The sequence below is a fragment of the Ruegeria arenilitoris genome, from assembly GCF_013032855.1.
Lineage (GTDB): Bacteria > Pseudomonadota > Alphaproteobacteria > Rhodobacterales > Rhodobacteraceae > Ruegeria > Ruegeria arenilitoris.
Window position 1 is genome coordinate 656,597 of record NZ_WQDA01000002.1, and the last position, 17,495, is coordinate 674,091.

16 protein-coding genes are annotated in these 17,495 nt (G+C 61.9%); 4 read left to right on the forward strand and 12 right to left on the reverse strand.

From position 1 onward, the window contains the following. Positions 1-3: 3 nt before the first annotated feature. The 4 genes from GOW72_RS09495 (at position 4) to pdeM (ending at position 5,145) form a co-directional block, all read left to right on the forward strand. Positions 4-549 carry a prepilin peptidase gene (locus tag GOW72_RS09495; protein WP_170366658.1) on the forward strand — a complete coding sequence of 182 codons (546 nt, stop codon included), beginning with the start codon at positions 4-6 and terminating at the stop codon, positions 547-549. 117 nt (positions 550-666) lie between these two features. Further along, a complete protein-coding gene (locus tag GOW72_RS09500; protein WP_093962764.1) occupies positions 667-1,974 on the forward strand; it encodes a P-loop NTPase family protein in 1,308 nt (435 codons plus the stop codon). 52 nt (positions 1,975-2,026) lie between these two features. Then, positions 2,027-4,438 carry a ligase-associated DNA damage response DEXH box helicase gene (locus tag GOW72_RS09505; RefSeq protein WP_170366659.1) on the forward strand — a complete coding sequence of 804 codons (2,412 nt, stop codon included), beginning with the start codon at positions 2,027-2,029 and terminating at the stop codon, positions 4,436-4,438. A gap of 44 nt (positions 4,439-4,482) precedes the next feature. Next, the gene (gene pdeM / locus GOW72_RS09510; RefSeq protein WP_170366660.1) at positions 4,483-5,145 is read left to right on the forward strand and encodes a ligase-associated DNA damage response endonuclease PdeM; all 663 of its coding nucleotides are present in this window, start codon (positions 4,483-4,485) and stop codon (positions 5,143-5,145) included. 12 nt (positions 5,146-5,157) lie between these two features. Here the strand turns inward: pdeM and GOW72_RS09515 are convergent, their stop codons facing one another. From GOW72_RS09515 to tolR, 12 genes are all read right to left on the reverse strand, one after another. Next, positions 5,158-6,021, reverse strand: coding sequence for a LytTR family DNA-binding domain-containing protein (locus tag GOW72_RS09515; RefSeq protein ID WP_342355366.1), 864 nt, complete (start codon positions 6,019-6,021; stop codon positions 5,158-5,160). A gap of 79 nt (positions 6,022-6,100) precedes the next feature. Continuing rightward, entirely contained in the window at positions 6,101-6,991 is an 891-nt protein-coding gene (folD, locus tag GOW72_RS09520; RefSeq protein ID WP_170337523.1) for a bifunctional methylenetetrahydrofolate dehydrogenase/methenyltetrahydrofolate cyclohydrolase FolD, read from the reverse strand. A gap of 53 nt (positions 6,992-7,044) precedes the next feature. Next, positions 7,045-7,350, reverse strand: coding sequence for a chorismate mutase (locus tag GOW72_RS09525; RefSeq protein WP_170337522.1), 306 nt, complete (start codon positions 7,348-7,350; stop codon positions 7,045-7,047). Positions 7,351-7,407: 57 nt separating this feature from the next. Then, positions 7,408-9,084, reverse strand: coding sequence for a formate--tetrahydrofolate ligase (locus GOW72_RS09530; protein WP_170366661.1), 1,677 nt, complete (start codon positions 9,082-9,084; stop codon positions 7,408-7,410). Between the two features lie 144 nt (positions 9,085-9,228). Further along, entirely contained in the window at positions 9,229-9,825 is a 597-nt protein-coding gene (locus GOW72_RS09535; RefSeq protein ID WP_170366662.1) for an MOSC domain-containing protein, read from the reverse strand. Positions 9,826-9,932: 107 nt separating this feature from the next. After that, positions 9,933-11,849 carry an ATP-dependent zinc metalloprotease FtsH gene (gene ftsH, locus GOW72_RS09540; RefSeq protein ID WP_093962771.1) on the reverse strand — a complete coding sequence of 639 codons (1,917 nt, stop codon included), beginning with the start codon at positions 11,847-11,849 and terminating at the stop codon, positions 9,933-9,935. Positions 11,850-11,925: 76 nt separating this feature from the next. After that, positions 11,926-13,134: a tRNA lysidine(34) synthetase TilS gene (tilS, locus tag GOW72_RS09545; protein ID WP_244952370.1), complete on the reverse strand. Its 1,209-nt coding sequence runs from the start codon at positions 13,132-13,134 to the stop codon at positions 11,926-11,928. 41 nt (positions 13,135-13,175) lie between these two features. Continuing rightward, positions 13,176-14,006 (reverse strand): tol-pal system protein YbgF, encoded by an 831-nt coding sequence (gene ybgF / locus GOW72_RS09550; protein ID WP_170337885.1) that lies wholly within the window; start codon positions 14,004-14,006, stop codon positions 13,176-13,178. Positions 14,007-14,010: 4 nt separating this feature from the next. Then, positions 14,011-14,514 carry a peptidoglycan-associated lipoprotein Pal gene (gene pal, locus GOW72_RS09555; protein ID WP_093962774.1) on the reverse strand — a complete coding sequence of 168 codons (504 nt, stop codon included), beginning with the start codon at positions 14,512-14,514 and terminating at the stop codon, positions 14,011-14,013. Between the two features lie 87 nt (positions 14,515-14,601). Then, a complete protein-coding gene (tolB, locus tag GOW72_RS09560) occupies positions 14,602-15,921 on the reverse strand; it encodes a Tol-Pal system beta propeller repeat protein TolB (RefSeq protein WP_093962775.1) in 1,320 nt (439 codons plus the stop codon). After that, positions 15,918-17,009: an energy transducer TonB gene (locus tag GOW72_RS09565; protein ID WP_170366664.1), complete on the reverse strand. Its 1,092-nt coding sequence runs from the start codon at positions 17,007-17,009 to the stop codon at positions 15,918-15,920. Before GOW72_RS09565 ends, tolB begins: the two co-directional genes overlap by 4 nt. Before the next feature lie 9 nt (positions 17,010-17,018). After that, a complete protein-coding gene (gene tolR, locus GOW72_RS09570; RefSeq protein ID WP_093962777.1) occupies positions 17,019-17,495 on the reverse strand; it encodes a protein TolR in 477 nt (158 codons plus the stop codon).

The window sequence follows — 17,495 nt, forward strand, 5'->3', positions numbered from 1 at the left end:
AGCATGGCAATTCCTGCAGTGGCAGCCCTGTGGTTTCTACCATTTGTGCTGCCCATCTGTTTCTATGTCGCGTTCACCGACATGCGGGAAATGAAGATCAAGAACCATGCGGTCACAGCTCTGGCCTTGGTATTTGTGGTGGTCGGGCTGATTGTGCTGCCACCTTGGTCGGGCGAATGGGTTGGGGCCAGCATCGGGCCTTTGCAGTTTTCTCTGCCGGTCTATGCCTGGCAGCTGTTCCATCTGGTGGTCGTGCTGTTTTTTGGCATTCTTCTCAATGCCGCAGGCGCCATGGGTGCGGGCGACGCCAAGTTTTGCGCGGCTGCGGCTCCGTTCGTGTGGGTTGGTGATCTCTTGCTGGTGATGGTGATTCTGATGGTCACGACGCTGGCCGCGTTTGCCACACATCGACTGGCCAAATACTCCCGCCTGCGCCAGATCGCTCCGAACTGGGAAAGCTGGGATCAGGGCAAGAAATTCCCCATGGGGCTGGCCTTGGGTGCGAGTCTTGGCATCTATTTGATTTTGGGCGCAATTAACGGCTCGTAAACCATCATGTCTGCGCCTTGCCCGCGCCTTGGTCCTGCCACAAAGCTGCGCCAGATTTTCCGCAAGTGGTCCCTTTCGGGACACAAGGATTGACAACTGGATAGACGAGCCGCGCTCATGAACATGCAGACCTCATCCGTTATGGCTCCTCCTGCCCCGAAGGGTCTGGGGGAAATGCAGCTTCCGCTTGTTATGATGCGGGACATCCTTCTGAAGACCGTTTTTCGCAAGAATGTGGACACGGTGAGCGAGATCGCCGCCTCGATCTGTCTGCCGAGTTCGGTGACGCAGGAATTGGTCGACATCGCCCGCGAACAGAAGCTGCTTGAGGCGACGGGGACATTGAACGCCAACAGCGGCAACGAAATGGGCTATCAGCTGACCGACGCCGGCAAGGCACGGGCGCTGGACGCGCTGAGCCAATCCGAATACTTTGGCGCCATGCCCGTTCCGCTGGAGGTCTACCGCGAGCAGGTCAAACGACAGTCGATCCGGAACATCCAAGTCACGCGCGATCAGTTGACCGGCGCCATGGGGCACCTTGTTCTGCCGGACAGCCTGCTTGACCACCTGGGCCCTGCGGTCAGCGCCGGTCGCTCGATCCTGATGTACGGCCCGCCGGGCAACGGTAAGTCTTCGATTTCCAACGGAATTCGGGATGCGTTGGGTGACAACGTCTTTGTTCCGTATGCCATCGAATATGCCGGTCAGGTGATCACCGTGTACGACCCGATCGTGCACACAGCGATCGAGCAAGAGGCTGACGACCCGAACAGCCTGCGCCGCCGCAAGCGGTTCGACACGCGGTACGTCCAGTGTGAACGCCCCACTGTGGTCACGGGTGGTGAACTGTCGCTGAGCATGCTGGACCTTGTCTACAACCCCACGGCGCGCACCTATCAGGCGCCGCTGCAGCTGAAATCGACCGGCGGCATCTTCATCGTGGACGACCTTGGCCGCCAGGCCGAGCCGCCGCAGGCCCTGATCAACCGGTGGATTGTTCCGCTGGAAGAGGGCAAGGACATTCTGGGCCTTCAGTCGGGTGAAAAGTTCGAAGTTCCCTTCGACACGCTGGTCATCTTCTCGACCAACTTCCACCCGAACGAGATCTTCGACCAGGCCGCGCTTCGCCGGATCTTCTTCAAGATCAAGATCGACGGCCCGAACCAGGAAAACTTCCTGAAGATCTTCGCCATGGTGGCCCGCAAGCGCGGCATTCCGTTGGACGAAGCCGCACTGGTACATCTGTTGAAGGTCAAATACCCGACCATCAACAATGTCTATGCGAACTATCAGCCGATCTTCCTGATCGATCAGATGATCTCGATCTGCGAATTCGAGGGCATCCCCTATCAAATGAGCCCGGAATTGATCGACCGCGCCTGGGCGAACATGTTCGTCAAGGACGAGGAAATCGTTAAGTAAGACGGGCCCAAACCGCATTCCGCTTTGTCACCGGGCGGGCTAGTCTGCGCATATGACGCAGATTCCCGCCCGGATTGACACCTGGTTTACCGCCAGAGGTTGGTCCATCCACCCGCATCAACAGGCCATGATCGACCGGGCGCGGGCCCCGGCGACGCTGTTGATCGCGCCCACGGGCGGCGGCAAGACGATGGCCGGGTTCCTGCCCTCGCTGATCGAACTGGCCGAGGGGCGGCACGCGGGGCTGCACACGATCTATGTCTCGCCGCTCAAAGCGCTGGCCGCCGACATCAAGCGCAACCTGCGCGGCCCGGCCGACGAGATGGGCTTGCCGATCCGGATCGAGGATCGCACCGGCGACACCACCCCCACAAAGAAGAAACGCCAGCGCGTGGACCCGCCGCATATCCTGCTGACGACTCCGGAAAGCCTGGCGCTGCTGACGTCCTACGAAGATGCACCACGCATGTTTCACGGCGTCCAACGCGTGATCGTGGACGAGATACACGCGCTGGCCGAAAGCAAGCGGGGCGACCAGTTGATGCTGGCCCTTGCGCGCCTGCAGACCCTGTGCCCCGATCTGCGGCGCGTGGGCCTGTCGGCGACGGTCGAGGACCCGGACGTAATCGCGCGCTTTCTGGCCCGCCACCCCGACCCTTGCGACATCGTTCTGGCCGACCCCGGCCCCGACCCCGATATCGCCATGCTGCAAACGGCCGAAATGCCGCCCTGGGCCGGGGGCGGCGCGGCCTATGCCATCCCGGCGGTGCTGGAGCAGGTCCGGCGGCACAAGACGACGCTGATCTTCCACAACACCCGCGCCCAGGCCGAGATCTTCTTTCACAACCTGTGGCTGGCCAATGACGAAGGCCTGCCCATCGGCATCCACCATGGCAGCCTCGACCGGCAACAGCGCGAACGGGTCGAGGCCGCGATGGTCCGCGGCGACCTGCGCGCCATCGTCTGCACCGGCAGCCTCGATCTGGGGATCGATTGGGGTGACGTGGATCTTGTGATCCAGATCGGCGCCCCCAAGAACGTCAAGCGCCTGGTCCAGCGGATCGGGCGGGCCAACCACCGCTACAACGCGCCGTCCAAGGCTCTGCTGGTGCCTGCCAACAGGTTCGAGGTGGTCGAATGCGTCGCCGCGCTGGAGGCCGCGCGCGCGCACGATCTGGACGGCGAGCCGCGCGGCCCCGGCCCGCGTGACGTTTTGTGCCAACACATCCTGATCGCGGCCTGCGCCGGACCGTTCGATGCCGATGCCCTTTATGCCGAGGTCACCTCGGCCGGTCCCTATGCCGATCTGTCCCGCGCGGCCTTCGATGCCTGTCTGGAGTTCTGCGCAACCGGTGGCTATGCGCTGCGGGCCTATGACCGCTGGCAGCGCCTGCAACAGCGCCCCGACGGGTTGTGGCAGCTGCGTGACCCGCGCGCGGCGCAACGCATCCGCATGAACCTGGGCACGATCCAGGACAGCGATACCCTGAAGGTCCGGCTGAAACGCAACCGGGGCGGCAAACCCCTGGGCGAGGTCGAAGAGGCCTTTGCCGCATCGCTGACCCCCGGCGACACCTTCCTGATCGGCGGTCAGATCGTGCGCTATGAAGGGTTGCGCGAAACGGTTGTGGAGGTCACGCGCCGCGCGGACAAAAAGCCCAAGGTCGCCACCTTCTCGGGCACCAAATTCGCCACCTCGACCCAGCTGAGCGACCGCATCCTGAGGATGTTCGCACAGCCCGACTGGCCGCAGCTGCCCGAACATACGGGTGAATGGCTGGACCTGCAGCGTCGGATGTCGCGGCTGCCCGGGCGTGACCGACTGTTGATCGAGAGCTTTCCCAATGACGGCCGCGAAAACCTGTGCGTCTACGGCTTTGCCGGACGCAACGCACAACAGACGCTGGGTCTGCTGCTGACCAAACGGATGGAGGAAACCGGGCTGGCCCCGCTGGGCTTTGTCGCGACCGACTATGCTACGCTGATCTGGGGACTGGACGCGGTCACCGATCCCAGCCCCCTGTTCCAGATCGAGGCCTTGCGCGACGGGTTGGACAACTGGCTGGCGGGCAACGCGGTGATGAAACGGACCTTCCGCGCTTCGGCCACCATCGCCGGGCTGATCGAGCGCAACACAGGTGGCCAACGCAAAAGCGGGCGGCAGGCGACCTTTTCGTCGGACATCCTGTACGACACGCTGCAGAAATACGACCCCGACCACCTGCTGATGCAGATCACCCGCGAAGAAGCCATGCGCGGGCTGGTCGATTTCGGACGGATCGAGGCCATGATCGCGCGCATCGGCGACCGGATCGACCTGATCCGGCTGGACCGGGTGTCACCACTGGCGGCGCCCTTGCTGCTCGAGGTGGGAAAGGTTCCGGTCAAGGGCGCGGCCGAAGAGCGGCTGCTGGCGGAAGAAAGCGCCCGTCTGTTGCGCGACGCTGGCCTGGAACCCGCCTGAAGAAACGACTTGCAAATCACGGCCCGACAGGCAAAGAACGGACCATGAACAGCCTTGAATTTTCGTTTGCGGGTGCCCGGCTGCACGCCATGGGATCGGGCGCGCTTTGGTGGCCGGCGCACGATCTTCTTTGTGTTTCGGACCTGCACTTGGGCAAGTCATCTCGGATCGTTCGGCGGGGCGGACCGGCCCTTCCCCCTTATGACAATCGAGAGACACTGTCCCGGCTGGCCGCCGATCTGGACACGACCGGCGCCAAGACGGTGGTATGCTTGGGGGACAGTTTCGATGATCTCGAAGCCTCGGAAACGCTGAGCGACGCAGATCGGCTCGAGATTTCTGCGCTGCAGGCCGGGCGGCTGTGGATCTGGATAGAGGGCAACCATGATCCGGGTCCCGTCGCGCTGAGCGGCACCCATCTGGCCGAGTGGAGCCAGGACGTGCTGGTCTTCCGCCATATAGCGGAACCCGACGCGCAGGGCGAAGTTTCAGGGCATTTTCACCCCAAGGTCCGGCTCAATGCGCGGGGTCGCATGATTTCGCGCCCGGCCTTCTTGTTTGACGGGTGCCGGCTGATCATGCCGGCTTATGGAACATATACCGGAGGGCTGCGCAGCTCGGATACCGCGTTGTCTCGGCTGATGCAGCCGGACGCCCGCGCCATTCTGACGGGCCCACAGCCACAGCTGACGGCGATGCCGCGTTAGGCGACAGCTGGTTCAGATCACACCGTCTTCTTCCAGTTTGGGTTTGTACTTGCGGCTGACGGGAACCAGATCATCGTTCCGAAGGCGCAGGTAGGTTTTGCCGTTGTTTTTCTGGATTTCCAGAATGGCCGCGTCCGTAACCCAATGGGATCTGTGGGTACAATGGCCCGAAATCGGCTCCATCTCAGCAATCGCGTCAGTAAAGCGCGACCGGATCGTATAGGTTCCGCTGGTGGTCACCACATCAACGTAGTGATCCCGGACCGCTAGCCGCAAGATATCACCACGAAACCCATCCGGCAGACGACTCACCAGACGGGGTTGGGGTGCTTCGATGACCTCGTCGTTTTCAGGCGGGGCTTCGCCTTTGCTGACCAGTACCAGACCTGTGCTAAACAGCGCACCGTAGGTGCCGACTGCCAGCAAACCGGGGGCATCGTGGCCACTGGCAGCGCACAGGATCCACGTCAGGATCCACAACGCGGGCGTGAACAATACAAGGATCACTAAGGCAAACGCCACGTCCCGGACCGTCAGTCCGACATGGTCCAAACGATCCTTCACCAACTGCCGAGATCCCCACGTTGCCACAACCGCCAGGATCATCACTCCTGCCCAGAACGCCAGGCGTACGGAGAAGGGCAGATCCATTTCTCGGAACGGTGGAAAAGTATAGGCGAGCAACGGGATGAACAGAATACCGGCGACCACCCTCTGAGGCGTGCATTCTGCAATGAATGGGCTCAGTTTTGACAACATATCAAAATCAATGAGCAGCCTTTCGGGACCCAGCCCTTGTCCCTCAGACGCCCACTTATTCACTTCGTAACCGGCTGGAAACTCAAGCTTATCACGAAATGTCAGACAATCAAACACGTTTGCGGCGTGCTGGCAGGGGTCGTTTCATCCCCACGTTGGCCCCGGGGCGGACGCTCCGCCCCAAGACCGCCAGTAGTCAGGCCGTCAGGCCTTCGGGCTCGGGCAGGCCGTTCGACCGGCAACAGGCCGTCAGAGTGTTGGCCAACAGGCAGGCGATGGTCATCGGACCAACGCCACCGGGAACCGGTGTGATGGCGCCTGCGCGCTCGGCCGCGCTGGCATAATCCACGTCGCCGACCAACTTGGTTTTTCCATCGCGCTCGATCCGATTGATGCCAACGTCGATGACGGTGGCGCCCTCCTTGATCCAGTCGCCAGGCACCATCTCGGGGCGGCCCACGGCGGCCACAACGATATCGGCGCGACGCACGACATCGGGCAAGTCCTTGGTACGGCTGTGCGCGATGGTCACGGTGCAGCTGTCGCCCAGCAGCAATTGCGCCATCGGCTTGCCCACGATGTTCGACCGGCCAATCACCACCGCATCCATGCCGGACAACGAGCCATGATGATCGCGCAGCATCATTAGGCAGCCCAACGGCGTGCAGGGGACCATGGACTTCTGACCGGTGCCCAACAGACCAACGTTCGAGATGTGGAACCCGTCGACATCCTTGGCCGGGTCGATCGAGTTGATTACCAGGTCCTCATTCAGATGTTTGGGCAGCGGAAGCTGGACCAGAATGCCATGCACCGCGGGATCGTTGTTCAGCTTCTCGATCAAGGCCAGCAGATCTGCCTCGGACGTGTCGACATCCAGCTTGTGCTCGTATGAGTTCATGCCCACTTCGACAGTCATCTTGCCCTTGGAGCGGACATAGACCTGGCTGGCCGGATCTTCGCCGACCAGGACTACTGCCAGACCGGGGGTGATGCCGTTTTCTTCCTTGAGTTTTGCAACTTGGTCGGCGACTTGCGCGCGGACCTTGGCCGCAAAGGCCTTGCCGTCGATGACTTGAGCTACCATCCTTTGATCCCTTCTTTCAAAAAGCGGATCGGGCGCGAAGGGCGCCCGGTCATTCAGTCGGGGCCGAGCACGTTCTCCTCGCGCGCAATCGACCAATCAATCAAGATGCGCCAAAGCCTTTCGGTCAGATCGGGGTCCATGCCCACCTCAACCGAGTTTGAACGCACCTTTTGCACCACATCCTCGACACGCTCGGGTATACGGGCCGGCAGGCCCTCGCCCGGTTTCAATTCGGACGCGCGATCGATGTAGGTTGCGCGCGTCGCCAACAGTTCGATCAGTTGGCGGTCCAGCTTGTCGATCTGAACCCGCAATTCCTGCATGGAATGACAGTCCTGCGGCAGTGTCAGAGTGGGCATCGCAATCTCCTCATGGCCCGGGGATTCCCCGGACCACGAGATGTCTTATTCAGCGGCTCAGAACAAGCCCTCGATCTGGCCTGCGTCATTGAGTCGGATCGTCTCGGCCGCCGGTGTGCGGGGCAGACCGGGCATGGTCATGATCTCACCGCAGACCACCACGATAAAGCCAGCACCCGCCGACAGGCGCACCTCGCGCACCGGAACCGAGTGGCCGGTGGGCGCGCCGCGCAGCGACGGATCGGTCGAGAAGGAATACTGTGTCTTGGCCATGCAGACCGGCAGATTGCCGTATCCGGCGGCTTCCCATTCCTTCAGCTGGTTGCGGATCTTGGCATCGGCCAGAACCTCGTCGGCGCGGTAGATGCGCTTGGCGATGGTCTCGATCTTTTCGAACAGGGACATTTCGTCAGGGTAGATCGGCGCAAAATTCGCGGTACCGGCATCAGCCAGTTCAACGACTTTTTTTGCCAGATCTGCAGATCCTTCCGAGCCCAGTTCCCAATGCCGCGACAGAACCGCCTCAACCCCATGTTCGGCGCAGTAGTCCTTGACCGCCTGAACCTCGGCATCGGTATCGGTGACGAAGTGGTTGATCGCGACGACGACCGGCACGCCGAACGATTTCACGTTTTCGATGTGGCGGCCCAGGTTGGCACAGCCCGACTTTACCGCGTCGACGTTTTCCGCGCCCAGATCGGCCTTGGCCACGCCGCCATTCATCTTCATCGCGCGAACCGTTGCAACCAGAACCACGGCCGACGGCGCAATGCCGGCCTTGCGGCATTTGATGTTCATGAACTTCTCGGCGCCCAGATCGGCCCCGAAACCGGCCTCGGTCACGACATAGTCGGCCACCTTCAGCGCGGTCTTGGTCGCAATGACCGAGTTGCAGCCATGCGCGATGTTGGCGAACGGGCCGCCATGCACGAAGGCCGGGTTGTTTTCCAGCGTCTGGACCAAATTGGGCTGCATCGCGTCCTTCAGCAGAACGGTCATCGCGCCCTCGGCCTTGATGTCGCGGCAGTAAACCGGGGTCTTGTCGCGGCGGTAGGCCACGATGATGTCGCCCAGGCGCTTTTCAAGATCCTTCAAGTCGTTGGCCAGGCACAGGATCGCCATAACCTCGGACGCGACGGTGATGTCGAAACCTGCTTCACGCGGGAAACCGTTCGACACGCCCCCCAAAGAGGCCGTGATCTGGCGCAGGGCACGGTCGTTCATGTCAACGACCCGGCGCCAAACGACGCGGCGGGTATCGATTTCCAGCTCGTTGCCCCAATAAATGTGGTTGTCGATCATCGCCGACAGCAGCGAGTGGGCGGAGGTGATGGCGTGGAAGTCACCGGTGAAGTGCAGGTTCATCTCTTCCATCGGAACGACCTGCGCATAGCCACCGCCCGCGGCTCCCCCCTTCATGCCGAAGTTCGGACCAAGCGAGGCCTCGCGGATACAGATCATCGCATTCTTGCCGATCCGGTTCAGGCCATCACCCAAACCGACGGTTGTGGTGGTCTTGCCCTCGCCCGCGGGCGTCGGGTTGATTGCAGTCACAAGGATCAGCTTGCCATCTTCGCGGTCCTGGACCGAGTTGATGAAGTTCTGGCTTACCTTGGCCTTGTCATGGCCGTACGGCAGCAGGTCGTCGCTCGAGATGCCGATTTTTGCACCAATCTCCTGGATTGGCTTCTTGTTCGCCTCGCGAGCGATTTCAATGTCGGATTTGTAGCTCATTGGGCAAGATCCCTGATTGAATTCCGTGCAAAACCGACGCCGCGCGTCGGTGCTGTCAAATCCATACCGTTGTGTACGGTTTGAATGGATGTGGATTCCGACATTTTCAGGCCGCGAAACGGCGTAGGACTTGTTCGGACGTATCTAATCGGAAACCGCCGTCTGTTTTGGGTTCCATGCGCGCTGATCGGGGACGAACAGGGTCAGACTGTCTCCGAGCCTCAGAAGCCCCGGCCGTTCGATCCAAGCGGTCACCCCGCGCCGGCCCTGTGCGGCCGGTTTGAAGCGGGCGCCGTGCCCCGGTGACTCTGCTTCGATTTCACGTCCGGGCAGGACACAAGGGCGGTTCTCCATATCGACGGTCAGGGTCAATCCCGTATCCGCCTGCAGCCGAGACGAGGGCGGAACATGCGTGAAATCCGGAATGCCCTCGACAACGATACTTGCACCCAAAAGGGCCGGATCCAGCCGGTCCACGCCCATGTCAGAAGCAATGGCCGCCATTTCCTCGGCAGCCAGGATCGTCAGCTGTCGCACGTTACGGATTTCGGTGCCTTCCGGGTACAGGTTCTTGACCCGCACGCAGGATGGTCGATTGAGTCCTTCATGACGCGCGCCAATGTCGCCCGAGAACCCAAGGTCGAGCTGCGGCACCGGCTGAGCCCGCAGGGATTGCCCGGCGGGAACGTGGCCCAACCAGACGACCCGGGCCTTGAATTCGGTTTCACGCAGGGCAGGCATGCCATTTCCTTTCGACAGCGGATCAAAGTTCGCTGCAGCCTAACGCTCGCTGCCCTGATGAAAAGGCCGAAAAGAAAAGACCCGGCTCTGGGGCCGGGTCTCTTGCGTCATGCCGAAGGTTCAGGCTCCATCCCGCCCTCGGGCGGGGTCTTCTTGACCTTGGTCTTGGGAATCGCCGTCACGCTCGCGGCATTGCCGTGATCGGACTTGTCGCTTTCGTCGTCACTCTCATTCGGCGGTTCGCCATTCATGACGCGCTTGATTTCGTCACCCGTCAGAGTTTCGTATTCAAGCAGACCCTGAGCCAGACGCTCCCATTCTTCCTTGTGTTCGGTCAGGATCTGATGGGCGCGGTCATATCCCTGCTGGATCAGCCGTTTGACCTCTTCCTCGATCAGTTCCTTGGTATGGGCCGAAACCGAGAACCCGGCCGTGTTGCCCTGATAGCCTTCATGCGCCTCGGCATAGTCGATGTTGCCGACCTTGTCGGACATGCCCCAACGCATCACCATGGCCCGCGCCAATTGGCTGGCCTGCATGATGTCGCCGGCCGGGCCGTTCGAGACGTGGTCTTCACCGTATTTGATGACCTCGGCCGCCTTGCCCGCCATGGTCATGGCCAGCTTCTGCTCACATTCGTCCCTGTGATAGTTCAGCTGGTCCATTTCAGGCAGGCTTACCACCATGCCCAGCGCGCCGCCGCGCGGGATGATCGTGGCCTTGTAGACCGGATCGCACAACGGCAGGGTCATGCCGACCACGGCATGGCCGGCCTCGTGATAGGCGGTCTTTTCCTTCTGGTCCTGGGTCAGCACCATCGAGCGGCGCTCGGCCCCCATCATCACCTTGTCCTTGGCGTTCTCGAAGTCTTCCATGGTGACAAAGCGCCGACCGACACGTGCGGCCATCAGCGCGGCTTCGTTCACAAGGTTGGCAAGGTCAGCCCCCGAGAAGCCGGGTGTGCCGCGCGCGATGATGCGCAGATCGACATCCGGACCCAGAGGCGTCTTGCGGGCGTGAACGCCAAGAATCTTTTCGCGACCTTTGATGTCCGGGTTGCCGACGGTCACCTGACGGTCAAAGCGGCCCGGGCGCAGCAGCGCCGGGTCGAGCACGTCCTTGCGGTTGGTTGCCGCCAGGATGATGACGCCCTCGTTTGCCTCGAACCCGTCCATCTCGACCAGCAGCTGGTTCAGGGTCTGTTCGCGTTCGTCGTTGCCCCCGCCATATCCGGCACCACGATGGCGGCCAACGGCGTCGATCTCGTCGATGAACACGATGCAGGGCGCGTTCTTCTTGGCCTGTTCGAACATGTCGCGCACGCGGGACGCGCCCACACCCACGAACATTTCCACGAAGTCCGAACCGGAAATGGTGAAGAACGGAACGCCGGCCTCGCCTGCAATCGCACGGGCCAGCAGCGTCTTGCCGGTGCCCGGAGGGCCAACCAGCAGCGCACCTTTCGGGATCTTGCCGCCAAGGCGCGAGAATTTCTGCGGGTTGCGCAGGAATTCGACGATCTCTTCCAGCTCTTCCTTGGCCTCGTCGATGCCCGCCACGTCGTCAAAGGTCACGCGGCCGTGCTTTTCGGTCAGCATCTTGGCCTTGGACTTGCCAAAGCCCATGGCACCGCCTTTGCCACCGCCCTGCATCCGGTTCATGAAATAGACCCAGACACCGATCAGCAGCAGGAACGGCAGCAGCGTGATCAGGAAAGACTGGAAACCCGATTGCTGTTGCTTTTCCGCCCGCACGGGGATGTCTTTCTCGATCAGCAGCTTGGTGACTTCGGCATCACCGGGCTTGATCGTGACGAAATTCCCGCCGGAACTGGTTGTGTAACGGATCTGCTCACCATCCAGCGTCACGCCTTTTACATCGCCTGCTTCGACGGCGCTTACGAAATCCGAATAGGTTTTTTCATTGCTCTGGAGGGTTCCTCCCGGTCCGCTGAACAGATTGAACAGTGCAAGGATCAACAGGAAGAGAACGACCCAGAAGGCTATATTGCGAGCGTTGCCCAAGAAAATTCTCCCAAAAGACATCGGCAGATGAGGCGCTGCCGGGTTGCCTCTTAAAATAGAGATGATTGAAGCAGGTTCAATGCGATAAAAAAGAAGCCGAAAACTCGGGGAATTTCGGGTTCATTTCAAACGACCATCCGTTCAAAAAACCGGCAAATGGCGCGGACACGATTTGGTCGCCCAGCCAAACGGCGGGCGTGACCATCAGCACCATGCGCGGCACCCCTGTCGCGCGCCAGTCGGGTACTTGTGGCAACCCGGTCTCGCCAAGCGCACGGATCTGCGCTCCGGGCGTGTCCGGTCCTTTCGCGATCCAACGCCCGTCCCAGAGTTCGGCCGGTCGGGCCACGCATGCCGAAACGGCGGTCAGCTCTCTGCAAAACCACGAACTATTCCCGTCCGTCAGGATTTGACAACCGCTCAGCGTCGACGAACGTCCCGCAATAACGGCCTGTACGACCTGCTCGACTTTGGTTTGCCGCGGCGGGTATCCCGGACCCGAGATCCGCTGGAGGATACCGACTACAAGCCGACGCTGTATTTCCTCGGGTAGCGCGGCAAAACCGGCGCGATCCATACGCACCGCACAGGCTTTCTCTTTCGCAACACGGCGGGCGGATTCCTGCGCAAAATGCTCAAGCGCCCGGTTCGCACGCCCGAGGTTCGCGGCAACGCGGGACAAAGTTTCAGCCGTAATCCCCAAGCCGGACAGATGGCCCAACGCCTCGCGGGCCTTGATCCGGTCAAAGCGCAGGTCCTGATTCGAAGGGTCTTCAATCCATCGCACCCCCTCAGCCCGCAAGTAGTCCCGCAAAGCGGTGCGCGTTTCACCCAGCACAGGTCGCCATAGCGTGACCCCGTCCAGATCGCGCGCGAAAGACATGGCCGACAATCCGCGCACGCCAGCGGCGCGCCCAAGACGCATCAACACGGTTTCCGCCTGATCATCTGCGGTGTGGCCCAGAGCGACCACGGGAATGTCCTGCGACACCGCCCAGTCCCGCAGCAGGCCGTAGCGCGCCTGCCGTGCCTGATCCTGCAGGTTTCCCGATCGGTCCCATCCCGTCCATTTCAGAGTGACATGGGACACGCCCAAATGTGCACATGTCTCGGAAACACTGGCGGCCTCGGCGGCCGCATCCGGCCTCAGGCCGTGGTCGACAGTGGCCGCAAACAGCCGAACACCTTCATCCCGGGCGATCCGGACCAAAAGATGCAGCAATGCAAGCGAGTCGCTTCCACCGGACACGGCCACGCCCAGTCGCGACGGAAGCGTTTCGGGCAACAGTGCCCTGACGCGCTTCGGAAGGGTGCCGTCAGGTGAGCTCAAGAACAGCTCAGCGACGCCATTTCCTCGGTTGCCGTGGCCACAAAGGCCGACGACGGGAACCGGACGCCGACTTCTCCAAGCGTGATACAAGCCTGGTCAACCTGGCCCAACCGGCCCAATGCTGCCCCAAGTTCGTACAACGCCTCGGGGGCCACCGGCCCTTCGGAATCGCCAGTAAAGCTGGCAAGGAAAGCCCGGGCCGCTTCGCGGGTATCACCCAGCCCTTCCAGGGCCTGCCCTCGCCTCAGGTTGGCTTCGGGGGCCAGCGGGCTGCCGGGATACGCGCTGTCAAATTGCGCAAAAAGATCGGCCGCCGTCTGGAAATCTCCGTCCGCAAGGGCTTGCGACGCGGCATCAAAATCGGCTTGTTCACCTACGGCCAGTTCGACCTGATCGCCGTCGGCGGCATCGCCGGGCGTCGTCACCGGAGCGGTGATGGCCGCTGTGTCGCTATCTCCACCCAATGTCGGTGTGTCTTCGCCAGTGAACTCGCAACCGGGTTCCAGTTCGCAGAGACGGAACTCCAGATCTCCGATCCGGTTGGTTCCGTCCGTCACGACATTCTGAACACGCTGATTCAGCTGCTCGGTCTGCCGAGTCAGCCTCTGCAACTCGGCCTCGATGGCGTCAACGCGTTCCAGAATCGAACTGCCGGACAGGTTCGGCGCGGGCGAGCCTGTCGTGGAAAACTCGCGCTTGAGCCGTTGGATCTCGACATGCAGCACCGTCAGTTCCTGGCGAATATCGGCCAGAGTCTGCTGATCCTGCGCTTGCGCGCCGCTGGCAAGGGTCAAAGCCGCCGCCAGAACCAATCCCGCAATTCTCATCCTGTTACCCCGTTGTGGAACCGGTCAGCACGGTGACCGCGCGGCGGTTCTTGGAATAGCATTCCTCGGTGCTACAGATTTCGATCGGGCGCTCCTTGCCATAGCTGATCGTCTGCAGACGGTTTCCGGCCACACCGCGGGAAATCAGGTATTCCCGCGCGGCATTTGCCCTGCGGGCGCCCAGCGCAAGGTTGTATTCCCGCGTGCCCTGTTCATCCGCGTGACCTTCGATCGTGGCGACGTAGTCGGTATTGGCCAACAGCCACTGGGCCTGCCCCTGAAGGATCGTCTGCGCCTCGGGCGAGAGCGTGGACTGATCCACGGCAAACAGGACCCGGTCACCGATCGCCTGCTGGAAATAGGCGGGCGAACGTGGGTCGCTGGGAGAACCCGGGACGATTGCGCCGTTGCCGCCGGCACCACCGCCCAAAGCCGAGGGATCGTTGTTGGTACATGCGGCCACCAGCGCCAGCGCGCCCAGAGCCGCAAACTTGCTCAATACGTTCATTTCTGTTGCCTCTTGTCCCGTTTGTTTATTGACGTCTGTCTATCACAGCCAGCCTGCCTTGTGAACTTCGGCGCGACCGGCGGTCTCTTAATTCAACAGTGGCCCCCAGGACGGGTCACTGCCACCGTCCGGGGTGCGTACGGGGCGCAGGTTTCGGCCCGAAATGTCGACCGAGTACAGGGTCGAACGCCCGCTGGCGCCCTGGGTTTCCCGCGCAAACATTATGACCCGGCCATTGGGCGACCATGTGGGCCCCTCGTCCAGGAACGAGGCGGTCAACAGCCGCTCCTCGCTACCGTCCAGTCGCATCACGCCGATATGGAACCGGCCCTTGTTCTGCTTGGTAAAGGCCACCAGATCTCCGCGTGGTGACCAGACGGGCGTCCCATAGCGCCCTTGGCCAAAGCTGATGCGGGTTGCCTCACCGCCATTTGCCGGCATGATATACAACTGAGGGCTGCCTGACCGGTCGCTCTCGAACACGATCCGCGATCCGTCAGGCGAATAGCTGGGCGCGGTTTCAATTGCGGGCGTATTGGTCAGGCGCACGCTTTGCCCGGATGCCAGATCCATTTTCCACAGATCCGTATTGCCGCCCTGCGTCAGCGAGTAGACGATCGAGCGTCCATCAGGCGAAAAGCGCGGCGAGAAACTCATCGTACCTTCCTGAGTCTGCAATTCCTGCCGCTTGACCCGGCCAACATCCAGAACGTAAATCCGTGGCCGGCCGCTTTCATAGCTGGTGTAGAGCAGCCGATCGCCCGTTGGCGAAAAGCGCGGGGCCAGAACGATCGCGGCACTGTCGGTCAGGTACTGAACATTCGCCCCGTCATAGTCCATGATGGCCAGCCGCTTGCGGCGCTGATCCTTTGGGCCGGTTTCCGAGACAAAAGCCACGCGGCTGTCGAAATAGCCTCCCTCACCGGTAATGCGGCTGTAGACCTGATCAGCCACCTTGTGCGCCATTCGGCGCCAGCCCTCGGTTGTACCAGCAAATTGCAGGCCGTTGCCCAATTCCTGACCCGAGAATACATCCCAGACCCGGAACCGGACGGACAGGGTATTGCCCGAGACATTCACCGCGCCGGTGACCAGCGCATCGGCATTGATCGCCTTCCAATCCGCAAATTGGACCGGCGCTTCGAAACTGCTGACACGGCTGATGAATGCATCCGGCGAAATCTCACGGAACAGGCCGGTTCCGGTCAGGTCCTCGGCGATGACGCGGCTGATGTCAGCCGCAAACTGGCTGGCCGCCGGACTGTCCGGTACAAAGCTGGGCACCGCAAATGGCAAAGGTTCGATAATGCCTTCATCCAATTCCAGCCGAAGTGGGCCGGTTTGCGCAGACACGGGGGCCGACAGAAGGGTCAGGCCAACGAAGAGGCTGGTCAGAAGTTTCATCATTTGATCCGCATCCTCTCGGGATTGAAGGTGATCTCAATATCCTTCCAATGCTCGTATTTGTCAGCAGGAAGGTCATATCCTTTTGCTCCGCAGCGCAAAATCGCACGCCGGGCGGCCTCGTATGCCTGTTTTGCGGCCCCGTCCGAGCCGCCGGAGCTATCCAGAAGCTGCAGGCTGCCGGGAACGATCGAGCCGTCGCGGTTCAGTGAGAAACCGACCACCACAACGGTCTTGAGCGCATCGGTCGACAACGAGCCCACATTCCAGCACCGCGAAACAGCCAGACGCATCGCATCCTTTTCACCGCCGGTGAGAGGCGGGCCGGACGGCTCGGACGCACCGCCCAAGGCCTCGGCCAACGCGTCATTGATCGCGGCCTCGTCCGGTTCCGCAGCCTGTTCGGCCGGCTCAGCGGTCGCGGTCTGTTCGGTTTCCGCAGGCTTGGGCCGATTGGGCCGGACCCGGGGACGCGGCGAGCTTTGTGGCGACAGGTCCTTGGCTTCTTCCGCCTCGGTCACGATCTGGTCGGTGGCTTCCTCGGGCGCGGTCTGGTCTTGCTGCTCCTGCTGGATCTCAGCACCTTCATCCAGCGAAACCGCCGGTGTTTCGATATCGTCCGGCTTTGCGTCCAGTGGCGGAGGAGCGATGGGTTCGGGGGCGACCTTGTCCGCCGGGCGCGGCTGGGACTCGGGCAGCGCTGGCAAAACCGCAACCTCGGGTTCCGGTTCATCCAGTACCGGAGGCTGCTCGATCACTTCGGGTTCAGGTGGAGTCTCAACTGCCTCGGGTTGCGGCTCGGGCTCCGGTTCAGGTGGCGTGACCGGCTCGGGGCGCGGCTGTTCTTCGGCAGACGGCTCCGGCACTTCGGGCGCCGGGGGTTGTACGATCGGATCTTCCAATGCGTTGGGGGGCGTCGGAACTTCGGGCGCATCGCTTTGCGCCGTCAGGGCAGCGAATTGCTCAGCCGAAACCACCGACACCTCCTGCACAGCAAAAGGCAGCGGCTCGGACCGGAACGTGCCGCCGAACAGGGCCCATCCGATCAATGTCACATGGGCAATCGCCGAAATCTTGGTGCCGGTATCCACCGCGCAGCCTCACTCTCCGCCCGCGTCCAGCGCCGGCCCGCCAGTATCGGTGACAAGGCCCACATTCGAAAACCCGCCGGCATTCAACGCACCCATGACCTGCATGACCTGCGCATAAGGAATGGCGCCATCGGCCCGCAGGTAGACGCGGTCGCTGCTGCGCTCGGCAGCAATGGCGCGCAACTTGCCGATCAACTCGTCGCGGGTCACCTCGGTGGTCTGGATCTGAACCCGCCCGTCGGCTGTTAGCGTGACGGTCAACGGTTCCTCGTTGTCGCCCGGCAGAGCACTGGCGGCGGTTTTGGGCAGATCAACCTCGACCCCCACGGTCATCAGCGGGGCCGCGACCATGAAAATGATCAGCAGCACCAGCATCACGTCGACAAAGGGTGTGACGTTGATTTCACCCATCGGCTGCGCACGCCCACGCCGCCGTCCGCGGCGTCGTCCGTTGCCGCCAGACGATTGCTGGATCGCCGCACCCAT

What these genes read in the sequence shown, in the direction of transcription:
- tolR (WP_093962777.1), bottom strand. Translation starts at nt 17,495, where the DNA reads ATGGGTGCGGCGATCCAGCAATCGTCTGGCGGCAACGGACGACGCCGC.
- GOW72_RS09495 (WP_170366658.1), top strand. Translation starts at nt 4, where the DNA reads ATGGCAATTCCTGCAGTGGCAGCCCTGTGGTTTCTACCATTTGTGCTG.
- tolB (WP_093962775.1), bottom strand. Translation starts at nt 15,921, where the DNA reads ATGATGAAACTTCTGACCAGCCTCTTCGTTGGCCTGACCCTTCTGTCG.
- GOW72_RS09535 (WP_170366662.1), bottom strand. Translation starts at nt 9,825, where the DNA reads ATGCCTGCCCTGCGTGAAACCGAATTCAAGGCCCGGGTCGTCTGGTTG.
- folD (WP_170337523.1), bottom strand. Translation starts at nt 6,991, where the DNA reads ATGGTAGCTCAAGTCATCGACGGCAAGGCCTTTGCGGCCAAGGTCCGC.
- GOW72_RS09530 (WP_170366661.1), bottom strand. Translation starts at nt 9,084, where the DNA reads ATGAGCTACAAATCCGACATTGAAATCGCTCGCGAGGCGAACAAGAAG.
- pal (WP_093962774.1), bottom strand. Translation starts at nt 14,514, where the DNA reads ATGAACGTATTGAGCAAGTTTGCGGCTCTGGGCGCGCTGGCGCTGGTG.
- GOW72_RS09505 (WP_170366659.1), top strand. Translation starts at nt 2,027, where the DNA reads ATGACGCAGATTCCCGCCCGGATTGACACCTGGTTTACCGCCAGAGGT.
- GOW72_RS09500 (WP_093962764.1), top strand. Translation starts at nt 667, where the DNA reads ATGAACATGCAGACCTCATCCGTTATGGCTCCTCCTGCCCCGAAGGGT.
- GOW72_RS09525 (WP_170337522.1), bottom strand. Translation starts at nt 7,350, where the DNA reads ATGCCCACTCTGACACTGCCGCAGGACTGTCATTCCATGCAGGAATTG.
- ybgF (WP_170337885.1), bottom strand. Translation starts at nt 14,006, where the DNA reads ATGAGAATTGCGGGATTGGTTCTGGCGGCGGCTTTGACCCTTGCCAGC.
- pdeM (WP_170366660.1), top strand. Translation starts at nt 4,483, where the DNA reads ATGAACAGCCTTGAATTTTCGTTTGCGGGTGCCCGGCTGCACGCCATG.